This is a genomic window from Sandaracinobacteroides sp. (assembly GCF_057137845.1).
Genome location: NZ_DBNHFX010000083.1, coordinates 1 through 16,777 on the forward strand (window position 1 = coordinate 1; position 16,777 = coordinate 16,777).

A 16,777-nucleotide genomic window follows, 5' to 3' on the forward strand; every position below is an offset into this window, starting at 1 on the left:
CCGATGCTGTTCAGCCTGGTGGTCGAGGCAAGCATCGCGGCATATCCGGCCGAATCCAGCCGCCCCTGCCGAAACGCCGCGCTAAGCACGCCGACGCCCAGCGGCTTGGTCAGCAGCAGCCTGTCGCCAGCGCGCGCCCCCCGGTTGGTCAGCACCCGCGACGGATCGACGAGACCGATCGCCACCAGCCCGTAAATCGGTTCCTGGCTGTCGATCGAATGGCCGCCGGCGATCGGAATGCCCGCCTCGGCGCAGATCGAAGCGCCGCCTTCCAGGATCAGCCGGATGTCGGCGACCGGCAACCTGCCGACCGGCATGCCGACGATCGCCAGCGCAAAGATCGGTCGCCCGCCCATCGCATACACATCGGAAAGCGCGTTGGTCGCGGCGATCCGGCCGAAATCGCGCGGATCGTCGACGACCGGCATGAAGAAGTCGGTGGTGGCGACAAGCGCCTGCCGGTCGTTCAGCCGCCACACTGCGGCATCGTCGGCGGTTTCCGTTCCAACCAGCAGGTCGGCAAACGGCGCCGCCTGCGGCATCCCGGCCAGAATATCCGCAAGAACCGCAGGCGAAAGCTTGCACCCGCAGCCGCCGCCGTGCGCAAGCGAGGTCAGGCGCGGGCGCGGATCCTCAGGCAAGGGCCGCCCCGACCAGCGCCTTCAGGTCGGCTTCCGGGCGCGCGCCATAATGGCTGATCACTTCGGCGGCAGCGATGGTTCCCATCACCGCACAGTCCCTGAGCGGCCGCCCCTCGGCATGGCCCGCCAGGAACCCGGCAGCGAACAGGTCGCCGGCACCCGTGGTGTCGAGCACGCGCGTCACGGGTGCGGCCGGCACCTCGATTCTGGTGCCTTCATGCAGCACCATCGCGCCTTTCTCGGATCGGGTGACGATCGCCAGCGGAACATGCGCTGCAAGCCCATCGATCGCGACGGCCAGATCGTCGGTCTGGAACAGGCTTCTCGCTTCGTTCTCGTTGGCGAAGGCGATATCCACCAGCCCGTCGCGCATCATCTCCAGAAAATCCGCGCGATGCCCCTCGACGCAGAACACATCGGACAAGGTTAGCGCCACCTTGCCGCCTGCCGCACGGGCAATCGTGCGCGCCTTGCGGATGGCGCGGATCGGCGCCGGCGGATCCCACAGATAGCCTTCGAAATAGACGATCTTCGACTGCTGCACCATCGCGGGATCGATGTCTTCCTCGTCGACCTCCTGACAGGAACCAAGATAGGTGTTCATCGTGCGCTGGGCATCGGGCGAGACGATGATGAGGCACTGCCCCGTCGGCGGGCCGCCGGTTGCAGGCGGCGTGCGATAATCGACACCTGCCGCCCGGATGTCGTGCTGAAACACCCGGCCCAGCTGGTCGTCGGATACCCGGCCCACGAACGCCGCCCGGCCGCCAAGCGCTGCAATCCCGGCGCTGGTGTTGGCGGCCGATCCCCCTGAAATCTCGCGGCCGGGGCCCATGCGCGTATAAAGCGCGGCGGCATCGTCTGCCGAGATCAGCCGCATCGAACCCTTGGCAATGCCACAGGCCGCAAGGAATTCGTCGGGGTGCGACGCGATCACGTCGACGATGGCGTTGCCGATTGCAAGAACGTCGAACTGGTCGGCCAAGGCGGGCTCCTGTTGCCACAAGTCGTTGGTCCGGCGCTAGCATCCGCCTCGCCGACTGGCTAGAGCAGGCGGATGAGGCGGATCGCTCCCCTGCTTGGACTTGTGCTTCTGGCTGGCTGCGCCACCACCCCGCCGCCCGAACCGGCGAAGCCGCCACCACCGCCACCACCACCTGCCGGGATCGAGCCGATCCTGCACCATCCACCGGAAGTGGCGATCCGCCTGCTCGGCGCGCCCCGGCTCGACCGCAAGGAAGGCCCGGCGCGCGAACTGCAATTCGCCGGCGGCTGCATCCTCGATGTCTGGTATTATCCGCAGGCCGGTGGCCCGCCGGTTGCAACGCACGCCGACGCCCGCATGCCTGATGGCCGCGACATCGACGCCGGCGCCTGCCTTCGCCTGTTGCAGGCGGCCGCCGAAGCACCTGTTGCTGCGCCGCCGCCGGCGCCAGCACCAACCGCACCCAAACGGGCGAAGCGTAAGGCGCGCTAGGCCCGGATTCGCACCGCCAGCGCATGTGCTGCAAGCCCCTCGGCGTCGGCCAGGGTGGCCGTCGCGTCGGCGACAGCGGCAAAGCCCTGCGGTGACGCATCGAGCCATGTCGTGCGTTTCATGAAACTGTGGACCGAAAGCCCGCCGGAAAAACGCGCGCGCCTGCCCGTCGGCAGCACATGATTCGGCCCACCCAGATAATCGCCGACCGGCTCCGGCGTATGGTGGCCAACAAAGATCGATCCGGCATGGCGGATGGCGGCGAACATCGGCGCCGGGTCGGCCAGCGCCAGCTCGACATGTTCAGCCGCCAGCGCGTTGGCCAGCGGGGCCGCTTCGGCCAGATCGTCGATTTCGATGATTGCGCCGTACCGATCCCAGCTCGCGCGGGCGACGGTCTCGGTCGCAAGCGTCGGCAGCAGCCGTTCGATCTGCGCTGCCACGGCGTCGGCAAGGGTGCGGCTGTCGGTGATCAGGATCGACTGCGCGACCGGGTCATGTTCGGCCTGCGACAGCAGATCGGCCGCCACCCAGTCGGCCCGCGCCGACGCATCGGCGATCACCAGTATTTCCGAGGGGCCTGCCACCATGTCGATGCCGACGGTTCCATACAACTGGCGCTTTGCCTCGGCGACCCAGGCATTGCCCGGCCCGACCAGCATGTCGCAGCGGGGAATCGGCCCGGCGCCAAGGGCAAGGGCGGCAATCGCCTGCGCGCCGCCGACGCGGAACAGCCGCGAAACCCCCGCCAGTTCGGCCGCCAGCATCACCAGCGGATGCAGGCCGCCGCCGGGGGTGGGCGTCGCCACCACCAGTTCCGATACGCCCGCCACCTGCGCCGGAATCGCATTCATCAGCACCGACGAGGGATAGGCAGCGCGCCCGCCCGGCACATACAGCCCCGCCCGATCGACGGGCGTCCAGCGCCAGCCGGCGCGAATGCCGGTTTCGTCGGCATGTTCGCCGTCCGCCGGCTTTTGCGCGGCATGGAAGGCGCGGATGCGTTCAGCGGCCAGTTCCAGCGCGCGGCGTTCGGCCACGCCAACCTGCGCGATTGCAGCCGCACGTTCGGAAGCGCCGATTTCGACGCTTTCCGCCGTCAGTTCCAGCCGGTCGAATCGGCGGGTATAATCGGCGACTGCCGCAAACCCTTCGCGGCGGACCCGGCCGATGATCGCCGCAACATCGGCCGCAAGGTCGTTCCCCGGCTCGCGGGTGTCGGCAACCAGTGCGGAGAACGCCGCTGCAAAGCCCGGATCGGTGGCGCGCAGCCGCTGCATCAGGCGGCCACACCCGCAGCAAGCGCGCGAAAACGCCCGACCAGCGCCGCCACCTCGGGCATGGTCTTGAAGGCGGCGCGGTTGACGATCAGCCGCGACGTCACATCAAGGATGGTTTCACATTCCACCAGGCCGTTTTCCTGTAGCGTCCGCCCGGTAGAGACCAGATCGACGATACGCGGCGCCAGCCCCAGCAGCGGCGCCAGTTCCATTGCCCCGTTCAGTTTGACGCATTCCGCCTGCACCCCAAGCGCCGCATAATGGCGCGCGGCAAGGTGCGGGTATTTGGTGGCGACACGGACGTGGCTTTCGCTGGCAAGCGGCGGTGTGCCTTCCGGTTCGGCAACCGACAGGCGGCAGCGGCCGATGCCCAGATCCACCGGGGAATAGAGTTCGGAATAGTCGAATTCGGCCAGCACGTCGTTGCCGACGATGCCGATCTGCGCCGCGCCGAAGGCGACGAACGTCGCCACGTCGAAGCTCCGCACCCGGATCAGGCTGACATCGGCCCGGCTGGTCGCGAACCGCAGCGCGCGGCTGTCCTCGTCGAACAATGCCGCTTCCGGCTCGATCCCGGCCGCACGCAGCAGCGGCAGCGCTTCCTTCAGGATGCGCCCCTTCGGCAGCGCAAAGACCAGTTGTCGCGTCGGCGTCGTCATGGCGGCGGGCTATGCACCGCATACGCCCTTGCGGCAACTGCCGGGGCTTTGTATATGCGCCTTGTTTCCTGACAGCTCTGGCTTGCAAGAAACCTGCGGCGCCCCTGGGCACGCGGGGCAGGCGGCCTTGGGTTTGCAGATTTTTACCGGAGTGCGCCGATGGCGAGTGTGGAGCAATTGCAGAGCCTGATCGAGCCGGTGGTCGAAGCCGCCGGGTTCGAACTGGTGCGCGTTGCCCTGATTCCCGGCCCTTCGCTTACCCTGCAGGTCATGCTGGAAGACCCGGCGACGGGACAGATGAAGGTCGACGACTGCGCGACCGTTTCGCGCCGGCTGTCGGCCCTTCTCGACGAGGCTGACCCGATCGAGCATGAATATATGCTGGAAGTATCGTCGCCCGGCATCGACCGGCCGTTGACCCGCCTGAAGGATTTCAGCCGCTGGGCCGGCCACGACGCGAAGCTGGAAATGGCAGACGCGATCACCGTGAACGGCGCAGACCGCAAGCGTTTTCAGGGACCGCTGATCGGAACCGAGGGCGACGACGTGCTGCTCGAAGTCGAAGGGCTGGGTCCGACGCGCCTGCCCTTTGCCGGCATCCGCACGGCGAAGCTGCTGCTGACCGACCGGCTGATTGCCGAAACGGCGCCGCTCCTTTCCGACGAAGGCGCAGACGACATCGAAGAAGATTCCGGCGACGATCTGCCGGACGACACGAGACACTAAAAGGGCGAACAGATGAACGCGATTGCAGCGAACAAGGCCGAACTCATCGCCATCGCCGACGCGGTGGCGCGCGAAAAGTCCATCGACCGGATGATCGTCATCGAGGCGATGGAAGAAGCGATCCAGCGCGCCGCCCGCGCCCGCTATGGCGCCGAGAACGACATTCGCGCCAAGATCGATCCGCGCGGCGGCGACCTGCGCCTGTGGCGTGTGCTCGAAGTGGTCGAGGAACCCGACGATTATTTCAAGCAGATCAGCCTCGTCGACGCGACCGAGCGCGAAGCCGGTGCCCAGCTTGGCGACTTCATCGTCGACCCACTGCCCCCGATCGAGTTCGGGCGCATCGCCGCACAGGCCGCCAAGCAGGTCATCGTATCCAAGGTGCGCGACGCCGAGCGCGAGCGCCAGTACGAGGAATACAAGGACCGGCAGGCTGAAATCATCACCGGCGTCGTGAAGCGGGTGGAATTCGGCCACATCGTCGTCGACCTCGGCCGCGCCGAAGGCGTGATCCGCCGCGACCAGCAGATCCCGCGCGAGGCGCTGCGCGTCGGCGACCGGGTGCGCAGCCTGATCACCCTCGTCCGCCGCGAGAATCGCGGGCCGCAGATATTCCTGTCGCGCGCGCACCCCGAATTCATGAAGAAGCTGTTCGCGCAGGAAGTGCCGGAAATCTATGACGGTGTGATCGAGATCAAGTCGTGCGCCCGCGATCCGGGCAGCCGCGCCAAGATCGGCGTGCTCAGCCACGACAGTTCGATCGACCCGGTTGGCGCCTGCGTCGGCATGCGCGGCAGCCGCGTGCAGGCGGTGGTGCAGGAACTTGCCGGCGAAAAGGTCGACATCATCCCCTGGTCGCCCGACACCGCGACCTTCGTGGTGAACGCGCTGCAACCGGCGCAGGTTTCGAAGGTGGTCATCGACGAAGAGGACAGCCGCATCGAAGTCGTCGTCCCCGACGATCAGCTCAGCCTGGCGATCGGCCGCCGGGGCCAGAACGTGCGTCTGGCCGGCCAGCTTACCGGCCACCAGATCGACATCCTGACCGAAGCCGCCGAAAGCGAAAAGCGCCAGAAGGAATTCATCGAGCGCTCGGAGCTGTTCGAGCGCGAGCTGGAACTCGACGAGACGCTGGCGCAGTTGCTGGTGGCGGAAGGCTTCACCAGCCTCGAGGAAGTCGCCTACGTCGAAACCGAGGAACTCGCCTCGATCGAAGGCCTCGACGAGGAAATCGCCGCCGAACTGCAGAACCGAGCGACCGAGGCGCTGGAACGCCGCGAAGCCGGTTTCCGCGATGCCCGCCGCGCACTGGGCGTCGAGGATGCGCTGGCGGAAATCCCCGGTCTTACCGAGCAGATGCTGGTGCGGCTGGGCCAGAAGAGCATCCGTACGCTGGACGATCTGGCCGACCTGTCGACCGACGAACTGGTCGGCAAGGGCGACAAGCGCCGCGAGATTCCGGCGGGCGTGCTGGCGGCCTTCAGCATTCCGGTGGACGAGGGCAACGCCATCATCATGGCGGCCCGCAAACACTGGTTCGCCGACGAGGATGAAGCCGGCGCCACACCGGAAATCGAAGGCGGTGCCGCATGATGCCGCAGACACGAACCCCAAACCATCGGGAGGGCGCCCATGCGCGAGCCCTCCGATGAGGCGGCCGAAGTAGCAGCAGACGGCCCGGTTGCGGACGACAATCCGCACGAACGCAAGTGCATCCTGACCGGTCAGCACGGCGACAGGCACAGCCTGATCCGGCTGGTCGCCGGTCCGGACGGGCAGGTGTGGCCGGATCTGGCAGCCCGGCTGCCGGGGCGCGGCGCGTGGATCACGCCTGACCGCAGCGCGATCGAAAAGGCGATCGGCAAGGGCCGGCTGAAGGGCGCGCTTGCCCGCAGCCTGCGCACACCGGTTGCCGTGCCGGACGACCTGGTTCAGCGAATCGAAGCCGGCCTTGAACGGCGCGCGCTGGATCGGCTGGGCCTTGAATTACGCGCAGGGCACCTGATCTTCGGGTCCGAGAAGCTTGGCGAATGGGCGCGGGCCGGCCGCCTGTTTCTGCTGCTTCATGCAGCCGACGCAGCAGCCGACGGCACCGCGAAGCTGGACCAGGCATGGCGCAGCGGCGACGGTGCGCCGGACGGCATAATTGGTATCCCCGCAGGCCGCGAGGCACTGTCACGGGCGCTAGGGCGCGAGAATGTCGTGCATTCCGGCGTCATTCATGGCAAGGCAGCGGCGCGGATCGCCCAAGAGCTTCGGCGCTGGGCTGCCTTCATGGGCAATGACCATCTGATGAACGGCGACCGGGCGATGCCCGGGCGGCGAAACGGCGAAGGACGGGAATGAGCGAAGAGGAAAAGCCGAAGCTGGGCATGCGCCCGCAGCTCGGCGTGAAACGCACGACGGAAGTCGGCCAGGTCAAGCAGACCTTCAGCCACGGCCGGACGCACAAGGTCGTGGTCGAGACGAAGAAGGCCCGCACCTTCCGCAAGCCGGGGGACAACACCCCCGAGGAAAGCCATGCCGACTCTGCGCCGGATACGGCCGCACCGGTGGCCGATGCCGTGCGGGAACAGCCCGAGGCAACCACGCCGGTTGCCCCCGCTGCACCGCCAATGCCCGTCGCCCCGCCGCCGCCGTTCGTGGTGGTGACGAACGAGCCGCTCGACAAGGGCGACCAGCCACGCAGGCAGCCAAAGGCCGAAGCGCCGACGGCCGACGAACCGACCGAAGCCGCCCCGCCACCGGCCGAACCGGAAGCACAGCCGCTGGAAACTACGGCCGCACCCGAACCGGAACCCGTTGCCCCGGCGCCGGAACCGGTCGCTGCGCCGGTTGCGCCGGTTGCAAAGCCCGAGCCGGTTGCAAAGCCCGCGCCTTCCCCGCAGCCGCAAAAGGCCGCGCCGACTGCCAGGCCCGAACTGACGCCGGTGCAGAAGGCATTGCAGAACCCCAAGCTCACCCCACGAGAGCGCCAGCAACTGCTGCTCCGCCTAGCCGAGGAGGAACGCCTGCGGTTCGCCGAGGAAGCGCGCATCCGCGAAGAGCGCGAACGCGCCGAAGCACAGGAAGCCGAGCGCCGCCGCCTCGAGGACAAGGCAAAAGCCGAAGCCGAGGAAGCAGCCCGCGCCGCCGAGGAAGCCCGTCGCGCAGCCGAAGCGCCGACTGTGGCGCCCGCGCCCGCAAACGACGACGAATCGCCGTCGCGCCGTCCGGGGCATGGCCCCGCTGCATCCCGCCGCACCGCCGATACCGGCCGCACCGCGCGCAACCCGCGCGACGACGAACGCCGTCGCGGCAAACTCTCCGTCAAGGGCGCCCTCGGTGGCGAGGAGGGCGGCCGCAACCGCTCGATCGCGTCGATCCGCCGCGCCCACGAAAAGCAGAAGCGCTCGAATCACGGCGGCGGCGCCGAAGCTTCGGCTGCGCGCGCGCAGCGTGAAGTGCAGGTGCCCGAAGCGATCACCGTGCAGGAACTGGCGAACCGCATGGCGGAACGCGGCGCCGATCTGGTGAAGACGCTGTTCAAGATGGGCATGCCGACCACCATCAACGCCACCATCGATCAGGATACGGCGGAACTGCTGGTTACCGAATTCGGGCACATCATCAAGCGTGTCTCGGACAGCGACGTGGAACAAGGCATCGACGGCGAGGCCGACCTCCCCGAGACGCTGAAGCCGCGCCCATCGGTCGTCACCATCATGGGCCATGTCGATCACGGCAAGACGTCGCTGCTCGATGCTCTGCGCGGCACCGGCGTCGCCAGCGGCGAGGCAGGCGGCATCACCCAGCACATCGGCGCCTATCAGGTAACGCTGAAATCCGGCGAGAAGATCAGCTTCCTCGACACCCCCGGCCACGAAGCCTTTTCGGAAATGCGCGCGCGCGGCGCCAACGCAACCGATATCGTGGTGCTGGTGGTTGCCGGCGACGACGGCATCAAGCCGCAGACGATCGAAGCGATCAACCATGTGAAGGCGGCGGGCGTTCCGATGATCGTCGCCATCAACAAGATGGACAAGCCGGCGGCCGATGCCAACCGCGTCCGCACCGAACTCCTCCAGCACGATGTGCAGGTCGAGGAAATCGGCGGCGAAGTGCAGGACGTCGAGGTTTCGGCGTTGAAGCGCGCCGGGCTTGATGAACTGGCCGAAAAGATCCTGCTTCAGGCCGAAATGATGGAATTGCAGGCCAACCCCGACCGGATGGCGGAAGCGATCGTGGTCGAGGCGAAGCTCGACAAGGGGCGTGGCCCCGTCGCCACCGCGCTGGTGAAGCGCGGCACGCTGCGCACCGGCGACATCTTCGTCGTCGGCACGCAATGGGGCAAGGTCCGCGCGCTGGTCGACGACCATGGCAAGACCATCCGCGAAGCGCCGCCGTCGATGCCGGTCGAGGTGCTGGGCCTCTCAGGCGTGCCGCAGGCGGGCGACATGCTGACCGTCGTCGAAACCGAAGCGCGGGCGCGCGAAATCGCGGCCTACCGCCAGCAGGTTGCCCTCACCAAGCGCACGACTTCGGCTCCGGCCAGCCTCGAAAGCATGTTCGCCGACCTAGCCGAGAAAAAGGCGATGGAGTTCCCGGTCGTCGTCAAGGCCGATGTGCATGGCTCGACCGAGGCGATCGTCTCGGCGCTGAACAAGCTCTCGACCGACGAAATCCGCGTGCGTGTGCTGCACTCGGGCGTCGGCGCGATCACCGAATCCGACGTCACGCTGGCGCGCGCGTCGGGTGCGGTCATCATCGGCTTCAATGTCCGCGCCAACGCCAAGGCCCGCGAAGCGGCGCACCAGGCGGGTGTGCCGCTGAAATACTACGACATCATCTACGACCTGATCGACGAGGTGAAGGCCGGGATGGCGGGCAAGCTTGGCCCGGAATATTTCGAGAATGTCGTCGGCCGCGCCGATGTCCGCGAAGTGTTCCAGGCCGGCAAGTTCGGCAAGGCGGCGGGCTGCCTCGTCACCGAAGGCTATATCCGCCGCAACCTGAAGGCGCGCGTGCTGCGTGAAGACGTCATCGTCTACAACGGCTCGATCGCTTCGCTGCGTCGTTTCAAGGACGACGTGACGCAAGTCGAGAAGGGCTATGAGTGCGGCATCGGCCTGGAGAACTTCCAGGACATCCAGACCGGCGACGTGATCGAAACCTTCGAAGTCGAGGAAAGGCTGCGCGAACTTTGAAGCGCGGCCAATCCTCGGGCGAGGGCCGTTCCGTCCGCACGCTGAAAGTGGGCGAGGCGATGCGCCATGTGCTGGCCGATGTGCTGGCTCGTGGAACCCTGCGCGACGAGGTGCTGGATCGGCACATCGTGTCGATCTCGGAGGTGCGCGTGTCGCCCGATCTGCGCCACGCCACCGCCTACATCATGCCGATCGGCGCCAGCGCCGCCGAACAGGAAGCCGTGCTGCGCGCGCTGAACCGCCACAGCCGGCAACTGAAGGGCGAACTGGCGCGGCGGGTGAACACCAAATATGCTGCCGAAGTCCACTTCCGGGTGGATGAAAGCTACGCCGAGGCCGCCCGTATCGACGCGCTGCTGCGTTCGCCACGGGTTGCCCGCGATCTGGAAACCGGGGCGCAACCCGACGATACGGCCGACGACGACTAGAACGCCGCCCCGTCAGCGGGGTGTCGGCGCCTCAGGGGCAGGCACGCGCTTCATCGGCTGAAACTGGCCCAGCATGCAGTTCTGCCGGCCAACGCCCGTTCCCATCCCGACCGGCGTGATGCTGTCGAGGTTGCAAAGCTGGCTGGTGCGGCTGTTGATCCTGATTTTCTGGCCGAACGCCAGCCCGTCGCAACGGTGCGGCAGGCGATTGCGCCACACCTGATTGCGGTTGCGCTCGAAGTCGATGGTGCGGTCGTCGATCACGCGGAAGCCACGGATGTGGCTGCGGCTGATGCAGTTCACCGGCGCGCCATCGTCCACCCAGACGCTGCGGTTCGCGGCGCTGTCGCCATTGCCCGCGCACGAGCCCAGCAACAGCAGCAACGCCAATGGTGCAACGGCCTTGATCATGCGCGATCCCCAACCTGTTCCCTGGAAGCGAGGCTAGCGCGTGGGCGACGGCGGCTCAACAGCATAATCGTAAAAGCCGCGGCCCGACTTGCGGCCCAGCCAGCCGGCCTCGACATATTTCACCAGCAGCGGCGCCGGGCGGTATTTCTGGTCGCCCGTCGAAGCCACCAGCACTTCCTGGATGGATTTCAGCGTATCAAGGCCAATGAAATCCGCCAGCGTCAGCGGGCCCATCGGGTGATTCGCACCAAGCTTCAGCCCATTGTCGATGTCAGCCACCGAGCCGACGCCTTCCCCCAGCGCGAAAATGGCTTCGTTCAGCATCGGGCACAGCAGCCGGTTGACGATGAAACCGGGGCTGTCCTCGCTAAGCACTGCGGTCTTGCCCAGACCCTCGGCGAAGGCGACAGCATATTCGCGCGTCGCATCCGAAGTGGCCAGGCCGGGGATCACCTCGACCAGCTTCATCACCGGCACCGGGTTGAAGAAGTGCAGGCCGATGAAGCGTTCGGGCCGATCGGTCGCTGCCGCCAGCCCGGTGATCGAAATCGACGAGGTATTGCTGGCCAGCAGCGCATCCGGCCCAAGCTTCAGGCCGGCGAAGATCTTTTTCTTCAGTTCCACGCTTTCGGTCGCGGCTTCGATCACGAAATCCGCGTCGGCCAAGGCGTCGGTGCCTTCGGTGGCCGTGATCCGCGCCAGCGCGGCTTCGACATCGGCAGCGGAAAGTGCGCCCTTTGCTGCCTGCCGCTGCAACTGCCTGGCGATCCCGTCGCGGCCTTTCTGCGCCCGATCGAGGGCGACATCGCACAACAGCACATCGTGCCCGGCGACTGCCGATACCTGCGCGATCCCCGCGCCCATGATCCCCGCCCCGATAACGCCGATTTTCATCAATTCAGTTCCTGCTTTCCATCATTCCACGCGAATGGTTCCGCTGCGCAGAAACCAAATCTGCCGTTGCAGTGCAACACCCCCCACCGGCCGGTCCGCACGAAAAAGGGGCCGGCAGATATCCCGCCAGCCCCCGTTTTTTCGTTCCGCCGATGCTCAGAGCTTGGACGTAAGCTCGGGCAGGATCTGGAACAGGTCGCCGACAAGGCCATAATCCGCCACCTGGAAGATGGGGGCTTCCTCGTCCTTGTTGATGGCGACGATGACCTTCGAATCCTTCATCCCGGCCAGATGCTGGATGGCACCCGAAATGCCGACGGCGACATACAGTTCCGGGGCAACGATCTTGCCGGTCTGCCCGACCTGATAGTCGTTCGGGACATAGCCTGCATCGACCGCCGCGCGCGATGCGCCGACGGCTGCACCAAGCTTGTCGGCCAGCGGATCGATATACTGGTGGAAGGCATCGCCCGAGCCGAGCGCCCGCCCACCCGAGACGATGATCTTTGCGCCCGTAAGTTCCGGCCGCGCCGACTGCGTGAGCTCCGCGCCCTTGAACGCCGACAGCCCCGAGTCGCCGTTGCCCGAGACAGCCTCGACCGCAGCCGAGCCACCCGTTGCCGCCGCCTTGGCGAACGCCGTGCCGCGCACGGTGATCACCTTCTTCGCGTCCGACGACTTCACGGTGGCGATGGCGTTGCCGGCATAGATCGGCCGGGTGAAGGTGTCGGCGCTTTCAACCGAAAGGATTTCCGAAACCTGCGCCACATCGAGGAGGGCCGCAACGCGCGGCGCGATATTCTTGCCGCGCGACGTTGCCGGGGCAACGAAGGCATCATAGCCCGCCATCACCGACGCCACCAGCGGCGCGACGTTTTCCGCCAGCGCATCGCCAAGCGACGCATCGTCGGCCAGCAGCACCTTCGCTACACCATCGACGGCTGCTGCCGCATCGGCTGCCGCGCGGGCATTGTGGCCCGCCACCAGCACGTGCACCTCGCCGCCGGCGAAGCCCGCCAGTGCCCTCGCCGCCGTGACGGCGTTCAGCGTTGCATCCTTCAGCGATGCATTGTCATGTTCTGCAAGGACAAGAACGCTCATGCGATGGCTCCCGCTGTCTTCAGCTTCTCGATCAGTTCGTCGACGGTCTTCACCTTGATACCCGCCGAACGCTTCGGCGGTTCGGCGACCTTCAGCACCGAAAGGCGCGGCGCCATGTCGACGCCATAGTCAGCCGGGGTCTTGTTGGCGATCGGCTTCGCCTTCGCCTTCATGATGTTCGGAAGCGACGCATAGCGCGGCTCGTTCAGGCGCAGGTCGGTCGTGACAATGGCGGGCAGCTTCAGCTCGACGGTTTCAAGGCCGCCGTCGATTTCACGGGTAACGGCAACCTTGCCGTCCGCCGGTTCCACCTTCGAGGCAAAGGTGCCCTGCCCCCAGCCCAGCAGCGCGGCCAGCATCTGGCCCGTCTGGTTGGAATCGTCGTCGATCGCCTGCTTGCCCAGAATGACAAGGCCGGGCTGCTCCTCGGCGACGACCTTGGCCAGCACCTTGGCGACACCAAGGCTTTCGGTCGGCCCGTCTGTCGTGACCAGGATGCCGCGATCGGCGCCCATCGCCAGCGCCGTGCGCAGCGTTTCCTGCGCCTGCGCCACCCCGACGGAGACGACGACGACTTCGGTCGCCACGCCCTTCTCCTTCAGGCGCACTGCTTCCTCGACCGAGATTTCGTCGAAGGGGTTCATGCTCATCTTGATGTTGGCAAGTTCGACGCCGGTCTGGTCGGGCTTCACCCGGACCTTCACATTGGCATCAACCACCCGTTTCACGGGCACGAGAATCTTCATGGGCCGCAAGCTCCCTGTGGTGACATGAAATGCGCGGTCCCCATGCGGCAAGGTCGCTGCATGAGTCAACGCAGGCACGACGAACAGGGTGCCGCACCCTGCCCGTTCCGGCAGGGTGCGACCGGTTCAGTTCAGATTGTCGGGCGTTTCTGCCGGCGGGATTTCGCCGAGCGAGGTATCGGCGCTTGCAGGTGTCCAGCTCTGTCCGGGGCGGAACACGGTTTCACGCCCGGCCATGATGTCACCCGATGTCACCTGCAACGCCAGCCGTTCTGAATCGCGGCGGATGAACTCTTCGGCGATGGCGTCGATGGTGTCGTCGGGTGTGCCGACTTCGGCCAGCGCCACCCGGCCCAGTTCGATGGCGCTGTGGAACAGCTCGCGCACGGCGGAAATGTCCATGCCGGCGGCCTTCAGACGCATGTAGTGCAGACGGTCGTGTGCGCGGACCAGAATGTCGAGATTGGGGAACGCCGTCCTGACCGGCTTCAGCCGCGCCGGATCCCATGCGCCCCCCGTCGTCACGATCAGCAGCCGCGCCGTGCCCGCGCCAGCCGCACGCAGCACATCGAGGCGGAAGCCGTCGCCGTAATAGACCTTCCAGCCCAGCGACCGCGAACGTTCGATCTGGTCGGGCTGGCTGTCGATCAGCACGGCATTCAGCCCGCGCGCGTTCAGCATCTGCGTGACGATCTGGCCGAAACGGCCATAGCCGACGACGATGACGCTGCCGGGTTTGCCGGGTTCCGGCCGCTCCAGCCCCTCGGTGCTGACATCGGCCTTGCGCCCATCCATCACCCGCCGGAACAGTTTCAGCAACAGCAGGGAAGCGATCATCGACAGGGTGACGACGGCGCTGAACATCGAGGCCGCTTCGGGCGCGATCAGCATCCCCGACACCGCCGCCGTCAGCAGCACGAAGGCGAATTCCCCGCCCTGGCTCAGCAGCAGGCCCATACCGACCGCCTTTTCCCAGCCGGTTCCGACGATCCGCGCCAGCACCGCGATCAGCGCCGTTTTCACCAGCAGCAGCAGCAGCACCAGTTCAGCGACGCGCCACGGATCGTGCAGCAGGATCGAGACATCGATGGTCATGCCGACAGCCAGAAAGAACAGCCCCATCAGCAGGCCGCGAAATGGTTCCACCACCACTTCCAGTTCGTGCCGGTAGGGGCTGTCGGCCAGCATGACCCCGGCGATGAAGGCGCCAAGCGCCATCGACAGCCCGAAACTTGCCATCAGATAGGATGCGCCCAGCACCGTGAACAAGGCGGCGATCAGAAAGATGTCGCGGGTGCCGACCTGCCCGAACAGCCGCATCGCCGGATTGAGAGCGATGCGGCCGAGCGCCACCAGCACCGCGATGGTGCCGAAGCCCGTGGCGATCAGCGCCCAGCCGCTGGGCATCGACGAATCGGGGGCGCGGCCCAGCGCCGAAACGATGATCAGCATCGGCACCAGCGCAAGGTCCTGCAACAGCAGCACCGAAAAGGATCGTTCGCCCTCAGGGGTGTTCAGTTCCCCTTCTTCCTGAAGATACTGGATGACAAGCGCGGTCGACGACAAGGCCAGCGACAGACCCAGCACCAGCGCCGCCTGCCAACTGAAGGCGGTGCGCCAGAACAGCGCCGCCGCCAGCACCAGCCCGGTCGAGACTACCTGCGCGGTGCCGAAGCCGAAAATGTCGCGCCGGAGTGCCCACAACCGCGACGGTTGCAGTTCCAGCCCGATCACGAACAGCAGCAGCACGATGCCATATTCGCCGAGCGTCAGCACATCCTCGGTTTCCGAGATCAGGCCGAAACCGTTCGGCCCGATCAGCAGTCCGGCGGCCAGATAGCCCAGCACCGCGCCAAGTTTGAACCGGCTGAACAGCGGCACCATGATGGCTGCGGCTGCCAGAAAAACCACGGCCTCGCGCAGGCCCTCGGTAGCGACTGCGCCCGCCATGCCGGTCAGCCCCCGCCCGTGTTGCTGGTCGCAACCGCCGTCGCTTCGCGGGCGGCGGCCGCCGTTGCCTCGAAGGCCAGCAGGATCGACGGATGCCGCGCCGGATGTGCGCGCGCCGGTTCCAGCAGCACCAGTTCCGGGAAATGCGCGGCAAGCGCTTCGGGCAGATTACCGGCGCCTTTCAGCCATGCCTTCAGCAGCGCATGTGCTTCCTCGATCGATTGCGCCGTCTGCCCCAGCACATGGCGGCCAAGGATCGAGGCCGAGGCCTGCCCCAGCGCACATGCGCGCACTTCCTGCCCGAAGCGGTCGATCTGCCCCGCATCATCGAGCGCCAGTGCCACCGTTACGCGGCTGCCGCAGATCGGCGACGTCCGCCGTGCGGTCGCCTGCGCGCCATCGGGCAGGCGGTCGTGCGGGATCGTTGCAGCCAGACGCAAAATCTCGGCGTTGTAGAGCGGGGCCTCCATTCTGGCCGTTATAGTTAGCGGTTCAATCCCCGGTAAAGACCGAAGCGAAGCGGGGAAGCAGAAAAGCCCGCACGACCGAGGCCGGAAGCGTGATGTCATAGCTTCCTTCCGCCCACGGCCCGGCCTCGTAAGGCGGCACCAGCACGCGGATCTCTGCGATCTTGCCGTCGCCCACGGGCACGATCGGATAGGCGAACGGGTCCGGGCAGTCGTTGAACATGGTGTTTGCCACGCCGCCGCGACGTGCCTTGCGCTCTTCGTCCAGCGCCTTGCAGAACGCCGGCTTCAGCGCCGCCTTCATCGCCTGCGGATCGGCGAAAAGCTGGCCGAACGCCAGCCGGTGGCCCAGCGCTCGGTCCCAGATCACGGCCTTGGGCGCCAGGTTGCCATGCGCCCCGCCGGTGAAGCTGTATTGTCTGGCCGAAAGCGCCAGCAGCACATCGGTTTCCGCGTCGGGCTGCCAGCGCTCGATCCATTCATATTGCATCCGGCGCCCGGCATCGCCCGCCGCGCGCGCGCCTTCTTCGGCTTCGCGCTGCGCCTTGGCACGGTCGGCGATCGCCGAGCTTCGCAGTTCGCGCACAAGTGCCGGTTCGAGCGCGGCTTCGGGCGCCAGCGACCAGCGGAAGCTGAGCGTCGGGCCTTCATAGCGAAGCAAAAGGTCGGACGCCGGAAGTTCTGGTTCGGCTGCGGGGGGTGGCGAAGCGGGCGCGCCGCCCGGCTTCTGCGCCAGCACCGGCGACGCCAGCACAATCGCCAGCAGGAAAAGGGCGGGGCGGATACTCGGCATCATCACCTGCTTTCTGGC

17 protein-coding genes are annotated in these 16,777 nt (G+C 66.7%); 6 read left to right on the plus strand and 11 right to left on the minus strand.

Annotated features, from left to right (window positions below; genetic code table 11):
- Both selD and AC16JP_RS04195 read right to left on the minus strand, forming a co-directional pair.
- A partial coding sequence (gene selD, locus AC16JP_RS04190) for a selenide, water dikinase SelD (protein WP_484339348.1) occupies nt 1–641 on the minus strand: 641 nt, incomplete at its 3' end.
- Nucleotides 634–1,626 carry an adenosine kinase gene (locus AC16JP_RS04195; protein WP_484339349.1) on the minus strand — a complete coding sequence of 331 codons (993 nt, stop codon included), beginning with the start codon at nt 1,624–1,626 and terminating at the stop codon, nt 634–636. The genes AC16JP_RS04195 and selD, both read right to left, overlap by 8 nt.
- Before the next feature lie 72 nt (nt 1,627–1,698).
- Here AC16JP_RS04195 and AC16JP_RS04200 point away from each other — a divergent pair, with 72 nt between their 5' ends.
- Nucleotides 1,699–2,118 (plus strand): hypothetical protein, encoded by a 420-nt coding sequence (locus AC16JP_RS04200; RefSeq protein WP_484339350.1) that lies wholly within the window; start codon nt 1,699–1,701, stop codon nt 2,116–2,118.
- Here the strand turns inward: AC16JP_RS04200 and hisD are convergent.
- Both hisD and hisG read right to left on the minus strand, forming a co-directional pair.
- On the minus strand, nt 2,115–3,398 hold the full coding sequence (gene hisD / locus AC16JP_RS04205) for a histidinol dehydrogenase (RefSeq protein WP_484339351.1): 1,284 nt from the start codon (nt 3,396–3,398) through the stop codon (nt 2,115–2,117). The two genes, AC16JP_RS04200 and hisD, sit on opposite strands and share 4 nt — an antisense overlap.
- Nucleotides 3,398–4,057 carry an ATP phosphoribosyltransferase gene (hisG, locus tag AC16JP_RS04210; RefSeq protein WP_484339352.1) on the minus strand — a complete coding sequence of 220 codons (660 nt, stop codon included), beginning with the start codon at nt 4,055–4,057 and terminating at the stop codon, nt 3,398–3,400. Before hisG ends, hisD begins: the two co-directional genes overlap by 1 nt.
- A gap of 159 nt (nt 4,058–4,216) precedes the next feature.
- On the opposite strand from hisG, the gene AC16JP_RS04215 reads away from it, so the two are divergent.
- The 5 genes from AC16JP_RS04215 to rbfA are packed head-to-tail and all read left to right on the plus strand — an operon-like array spanning nt 4,217 to nt 10,397.
- Nucleotides 4,217–4,783 (plus strand): LSm family protein, encoded by a 567-nt coding sequence (locus AC16JP_RS04215; RefSeq protein WP_484339353.1) that lies wholly within the window; start codon nt 4,217–4,219, stop codon nt 4,781–4,783.
- Between the two features lie 12 nt (nt 4,784–4,795).
- Nucleotides 4,796–6,376 carry a transcription termination factor NusA gene (nusA, locus tag AC16JP_RS04220; protein WP_484339354.1) on the plus strand — a complete coding sequence of 527 codons (1,581 nt, stop codon included), beginning with the start codon at nt 4,796–4,798 and terminating at the stop codon, nt 6,374–6,376.
- Between the two features lie 39 nt (nt 6,377–6,415).
- Complete coding sequence (locus AC16JP_RS04225) at nt 6,416–7,129, plus strand: RNA-binding protein (protein ID WP_484339355.1); 714 nt, start codon at nt 6,416–6,418, stop codon at nt 7,127–7,129.
- Nucleotides 7,126–9,969 (plus strand): translation initiation factor IF-2, encoded by a 2,844-nt coding sequence (gene infB / locus AC16JP_RS04230; protein ID WP_484339356.1) that lies wholly within the window; start codon nt 7,126–7,128, stop codon nt 9,967–9,969. Before AC16JP_RS04225 ends, infB begins: the two co-directional genes overlap by 4 nt.
- A complete protein-coding gene (gene rbfA / locus AC16JP_RS04235; RefSeq protein WP_484339357.1) occupies nt 9,966–10,397 on the plus strand; it encodes a 30S ribosome-binding factor RbfA in 432 nt (143 codons plus the stop codon). The genes infB and rbfA overlap by 4 nt, the downstream gene beginning before the upstream one ends.
- A gap of 12 nt (nt 10,398–10,409) precedes the next feature.
- Here rbfA and AC16JP_RS04240 read toward each other — a convergent pair whose 3' ends face one another.
- The 7 genes from AC16JP_RS04240 to AC16JP_RS04270 all read right to left on the minus strand — a co-directional run bounded on the left by AC16JP_RS04240 (nt 10,410) and on the right by AC16JP_RS04270 (nt 16,759).
- Nucleotides 10,410–10,808, minus strand: a complete 399-nt coding sequence (locus AC16JP_RS04240) for a DUF6491 family protein (RefSeq protein ID WP_484339358.1) — start codon at nt 10,806–10,808, stop codon at nt 10,410–10,412.
- Between the two features lie 33 nt (nt 10,809–10,841).
- A complete protein-coding gene (locus AC16JP_RS04245; RefSeq protein WP_484339359.1) occupies nt 10,842–11,702 on the minus strand; it encodes a 3-hydroxyacyl-CoA dehydrogenase NAD-binding domain-containing protein in 861 nt (286 codons plus the stop codon).
- A 156-nt stretch (nt 11,703–11,858) separates the two neighbouring features.
- Nucleotides 11,859–12,803 (minus strand): electron transfer flavoprotein subunit alpha/FixB family protein, encoded by a 945-nt coding sequence (locus tag AC16JP_RS04250; RefSeq protein WP_484339360.1) that lies wholly within the window; start codon nt 12,801–12,803, stop codon nt 11,859–11,861.
- The gene (locus AC16JP_RS04255) at nt 12,800–13,549 is read right to left on the minus strand and encodes an electron transfer flavoprotein subunit beta/FixA family protein (RefSeq protein WP_484339361.1); all 750 of its coding nucleotides are present in this window, start codon (nt 13,547–13,549) and stop codon (nt 12,800–12,802) included. The genes AC16JP_RS04250 and AC16JP_RS04255 overlap by 4 nt, the downstream gene beginning before the upstream one ends.
- A gap of 126 nt (nt 13,550–13,675) precedes the next feature.
- The gene (locus tag AC16JP_RS04260; RefSeq protein WP_484339362.1) at nt 13,676–15,499 is read right to left on the minus strand and encodes a monovalent cation:proton antiporter-2 (CPA2) family protein; all 1,824 of its coding nucleotides are present in this window, start codon (nt 15,497–15,499) and stop codon (nt 13,676–13,678) included.
- A 5-nt stretch (nt 15,500–15,504) separates the two neighbouring features.
- Nucleotides 15,505–15,969, minus strand: a complete 465-nt coding sequence (locus AC16JP_RS04265) for an iron-sulfur cluster assembly scaffold protein (RefSeq protein WP_484339363.1) — start codon at nt 15,967–15,969, stop codon at nt 15,505–15,507.
- 22 nt (nt 15,970–15,991) lie between these two features.
- The gene (locus AC16JP_RS04270) at nt 15,992–16,759 is read right to left on the minus strand and encodes a polysaccharide deacetylase family protein (protein WP_484339364.1); all 768 of its coding nucleotides are present in this window, start codon (nt 16,757–16,759) and stop codon (nt 15,992–15,994) included.
- Between the last annotated feature and the right edge of the window lie 18 nt (nt 16,760–16,777).